Genomic DNA, 4,294 nt, shown 5'->3' with positions numbered 1-4,294 from the left:
CGCCTCGACATGTTCGCGCATGGAAGCGCGGGCCGCCTTCTCGACCGCCTTGGGGTCGCTGACGCGCTTCTCGCGCCACTCGGCCATCGTCCAGCCCTTCGGCAGATAGCCGTTGATGGGATCATGCGCCGAGGTCTGGTCGGTGACCATATCGGGGCGAATGCCACGCCTGAACATCTCCGGGACGATCTCAGCCGTATTGCCAAGCAGGCCGACCGACTTCGCCTCGCCGGCCTTGGTCCAGCGTTCGATCTTTTCCAGCGCCTCGTCGAGCGTCTCGGCGCGCTCGTCGACGTAGCGGGTGCGCAGGCGAAAATCGATCGAGTCCGGGTTACATTCGATGGCGAGACAGCAGGCGCCGGCCATGACGGCGGCGAGCGGCTGGGCGCCACCCATGCCGCCGAGGCCGCCGGTCAGGATCCATTTTCCCTTGAGATTGCCGCCATAGTGCTGGCGACCGGCCTCGACGAAGGTCTCGTAGGTGCCTTGCACGATGCCTTGCGTGCCGATGTAGATCCACGAGCCGGCCGTCATCTGGCCGTACATCATGAGGCCCTTCTTATCGAGCTCGTTGAACTTTTCCCAATTCGCCCAGTGCGGCACCAAATTGGAGTTGGCGATCAGCACACGCGGGGCGTCCGGATGGGTGCGGAAGACGCCGACCGGCTTGCCCGACTGGACCAGCAAAGTCTCGTCATCGGCCAGCGTCCTCAAGGAGGCGACGATGCGGTCGAAATCGTTCCAGGTGCGCGCCGCCCGGCCGATGCCGCCATAGACGACCAGTTCGTTGGGATTTTCAGCAACATCCGGGTCGAGATTGTTCATCAGCATGCGCAGCGGCGCTTCCGTCAGCCAGGAGCGCGCGCTGATTTCGGTGCCGCGCGGGCTGCGGACTTCGCGGATGTTGTGGCGAGGATTGTTCATGGCGTCACTCCATAAGAGGATCTGATGTCAGACACGCGCCCAGGATGTCGCGGTCTCGAGGATTTTCCGCAGGGTGGCGCGGATCGGTGCTGCGAACTCGGCGTCATAGGGCACCGGCCAATTGTCCGGCGTGCCCTTGCCATCGGGCTCGCGCATATAGATGCGGTTGGAGAGTTCCATCTGCAGTGCGTGCACGCCTTGTTGCGGCTGGCCGAAATGGCGTGTGATCCAGCCGCCCTTGAAGCGGCCGTTGATGACAAAGGTTTCACCGGTTTCGGCCATGATCTGGCCGACCATCGCCTGCAGCGTCGGATCGGCGCTCCTGCCGTCATTGGTGCCGAGATTGAAAACCGGCAGCGTGCCTTCGAACAGGCGCGGCAGCACTGAACGGATCGAGTGGCAGTCATAGAGCACGATCTTTTCGTGTAGCCCGCGCAACCGGCCGATCTCGGCCTGCAAGGCGGCATGGTACGGCACGAAGAATTCCTCGCGACGCTCGTCGATCTCCGACGGCCCCGGTTCTTCGCCCTCGCGATAGAGCGGATCGCCATCGAAGGTCTCGGTCGGGCAAAGGCCCGTCGTCGCCTGGCCGGGGTAAAGCGAGGCGCCGGAGGGATCGCGGTTGACGTCGATGACGGTGCGGGAGATCGCGGTGTGCACCACCGTCGCCCCGAGGCCGGCGGCAAAGTCATAGAGATTATCGATCCACCAATCGCAGTCGCGGCGGCCGAGCCAGGGTGAGACCAGCCGATTCTCAAGGCCGGCGAGGTCGATGCCGGTGTGTGGTATCGACACCAGCAACGGGGCTGTGCCGGGCGTGACCGTCAGCCAGGGCGCGCTTGCCATCACACCGCTCCGGAAATCGACGGCAGAGCCACACCGCCGGCGGCCTCGATGGCCGCACCGCTGCGCACCATGGCGATGGCTTTTTCCATATCGGGGTGGAAATGGCGGTCATTGTCGAGATGTGGCACCTCGGCCCGCACCAGCCTGCGCACCGCCTCCAGGGCGTCGCTCGAGGCCAGCGGCGCGTGGAAATCGCAGCCTTGGGCCGCGGCCAGCAATTCGATGCCTATCACCGCGGTGGCGTTCTCGACCATGCCGATCAGCCGGCGCGCACCGTGCGCCGCCATCGAAACATGGTCTTCCTGGTTGGCCGAGGTGGGGATCGAATCGACTGATGCCGGATAGGCTTTCTGCTTGTTTTCCGAGACGAGCGCCGCCGCCGTCACCTGCGGGATCATGAAGCCGGAGTTCAGGCCGGGCTTGGGCGTCAGGAAGGCCGGCATGCCGGAAAGTGCCGGATCGACAAGCATGGCGATGCGGCGCTCCGACAGCGAGCCGATCTCGCAGACGGCGAGCGCGATCATGTCGGCGGCGAAGGCCACCGGCTCGGCGTGGAAATTGCCGCCGGAAAGCGCGGTGTCATCCTCGGCGAAGATCAGCGGATTGTCGGTGACGCCGTTGGCTTCGGTGCCCAGCGTGTCGGCCGCCTGGCGCAGCACGGTGAGTGCCGCGCCCATCACCTGCGGCTGGCAGCGCAGGCAATAGGGATCCTGCACGCGTTCGTCGCCAACCCGGTGCGATTCACGGATGGCGCTGCCGGCCATCAGATTGCGCAGGGCGTCGGCCGTCTCGACCTGCCCGGGATGCTTTCTCAGCACATGGATGCGCGGATCAAAGGGTGCGTCGGAGCCTTTTGCCGCGTCGGTCGACAGGGCACCGGCGACCAGCGCCGATTGGTAGAGCACTTCGGCCTCGAACAAGGCGGCCAGCGCATAGGCGGTCGAAAACTGGGTGCCGTTGAGCAGCGCCAGGCCCTCCTTGGCGCCCAGTGTCACCGGTTCCAGGCCATGCGAGACGAAGGCGACCTTGGCCGGGAAACGGCCATGTGGGGTAAAACATTCGCCGACACCGATCATCACCGCCGTCATGTGCGACAACGGGGCGAGGTCGCCGGAGGCGCCGACCGAACCCTGCGCCGGCACCACCGGGATGACGTCGTTGGCCAGCATCGCTTCCAGCAACTCGATGGTTTGCGGCCGCACACCCGACGCGCCCTGCGCCAGGCTGGCGAGCTTCAGCGCCATCATCAGCCGGCAAACGGCAACCGGCATCGGCTCGCCGACGCCGGCGGCGTGCGACAGGACGATGTTGCGCTGCAAGGTCTCGAGATCCTCGGCCGGGATGCGGACGCTGGCCAGTTTGCCGAAGCCGGTGTTGATGCCATAGACCGGCTCGCCCTTGGCGACTATCCTAGCGACGGCCTCGGCGCTCGCCTTGATTTTCGGCCGGCAGGCATCGTCCAGCTTGGGCACGGCGCCACGATAGATGGCGCGCCAGTCGGCCAGCGTCGCATTGCCGGGCTTCAGGGTCAGTTCGGTCATTGTCCTCTCCAGATGCGGGCATGCAGCGGGTTGAAGCCCATGCGATAGACGAGTTCGGCGGGGCGCTCGATGTTCCAGATCGCCAGGTCGGCGGATTTTCCGGCTTCCAGCGTGCCGGTTTCTCCCAGCAAACCAAGCGCGCGGGCCGCCTCCCGGGTGACGCCGGCAATGCATTCATCGACGGTCAGGCCGAACAGGGTCGCGGCCATGTTCATCGTCAGAAGCAGTGAGGTCAGCGGCGAAGTGCCGGGATTGTTGTCGGTGGCGACAGCCATCTTGACGCCGTGCTGGCGAAACAAGCCGATCGGCGGCTTCTTGGTTTCGCGAATGAAATAGTAGGCGCCGGGCAGGATCGTCGCCACGGTTCCGGCCTTGGCCATCGCCGCTGCACCTGCCTCATCGGTGTATTCGAGATGGTCGGCCGACAGCGCACCGTAACGGGCGGCGAGTTCGGCGCCATGCAAATTGGACAGTTGGTCGGCATGAAGCTTGACCGGCAGGCCGGCCGCCTTTGCAGCATCGAAGACGCGCGCCATCCGTTCCGGCGAAAAGGCGATGCCCTCGCAGAAACCGTCGACGGCATCGGCCAGCCCCTCGGCGGCAACCGCCGGGAGAATTTCCTTGGCGACCAGATCGATAAAGGCGTCCTTGTCACCCTTGGCTTCCGGCGGCAGCGCGTGGGCGCCGAGGAAGGTCGTGCGGATCGTCACCGGCCGCTGGTTGCCCAGCCGCCGTGCGGCACGCAGCGACTTCTTCTCGTTTTCGAGGTCCAGGCCGTAGCCTGATTTTACCTCCACGGTGGTTACGCCCTCGGCGATCAGCGCATCGAGGCGTGGCAGTGATTGGGTGACCAGTTCGCTCTCGCTGGCGGCGCGCAGCGACTTGACCGAGGAGACTATGCCGCCACCAGCCCGGGCGACCTCTTCATAAGTGGCGCCGGCCAGCCGCATCTCGAATTCGTTGGCGCGGTTGCCGGCATGGAC

Annotated in this window: 4 protein-coding genes; all 4 read right to left on the bottom strand. The window is 65.4% G+C overall.

The annotated features are described in order from the left end of the window. A partial coding sequence (gene hutU, locus EN932_RS30395; RefSeq protein WP_128369310.1) for a urocanate hydratase occupies positions 1 to 924 on the bottom strand: 924 nt, incomplete at its 3' end. A 27-nt stretch (positions 925 to 951) separates the two neighbouring features. Beyond that, positions 952 to 1,770, bottom strand: a complete 819-nt coding sequence (gene hutG / locus EN932_RS30390; RefSeq protein ID WP_013532301.1) for an N-formylglutamate deformylase — start codon at positions 1,768 to 1,770, stop codon at positions 952 to 954. Continuing rightward, positions 1,770 to 3,311, bottom strand: coding sequence for a histidine ammonia-lyase (gene hutH, locus EN932_RS30385; RefSeq protein ID WP_027162456.1), 1,542 nt, complete (start codon positions 3,309 to 3,311; stop codon positions 1,770 to 1,772). The genes hutG and hutH overlap by 1 nt, the downstream gene beginning before the upstream one ends. Continuing rightward, a partial coding sequence (hutI, locus tag EN932_RS30380; protein ID WP_128369309.1) for an imidazolonepropionase occupies positions 3,308 to 4,294 on the bottom strand: 987 nt, incomplete at its 5' end. The genes hutH and hutI, both read right to left, overlap by 4 nt.

The sequence above is a fragment of the Mesorhizobium sp. M7A.F.Ca.US.002.01.1.1 genome (genome assembly GCF_004022955.1).
GTDB lineage: Bacteria > Pseudomonadota > Alphaproteobacteria > Rhizobiales > Rhizobiaceae > Mesorhizobium > Mesorhizobium ciceri.
This window is presented reverse-complemented; position numbering and strand designations above follow the sequence as displayed.

Coding starts and splice junctions, on each gene's coding strand:
- hutG (WP_013532301.1), bottom strand. CDS start 1,770: ATGGCAAGCGCGCCCTGGCTGACGGTCACGCCCGGCACAGCCCCGTTG.
- hutH (WP_027162456.1), bottom strand. CDS start 3,311: ATGACCGAACTGACCCTGAAGCCCGGCAATGCGACGCTGGCCGACTGG.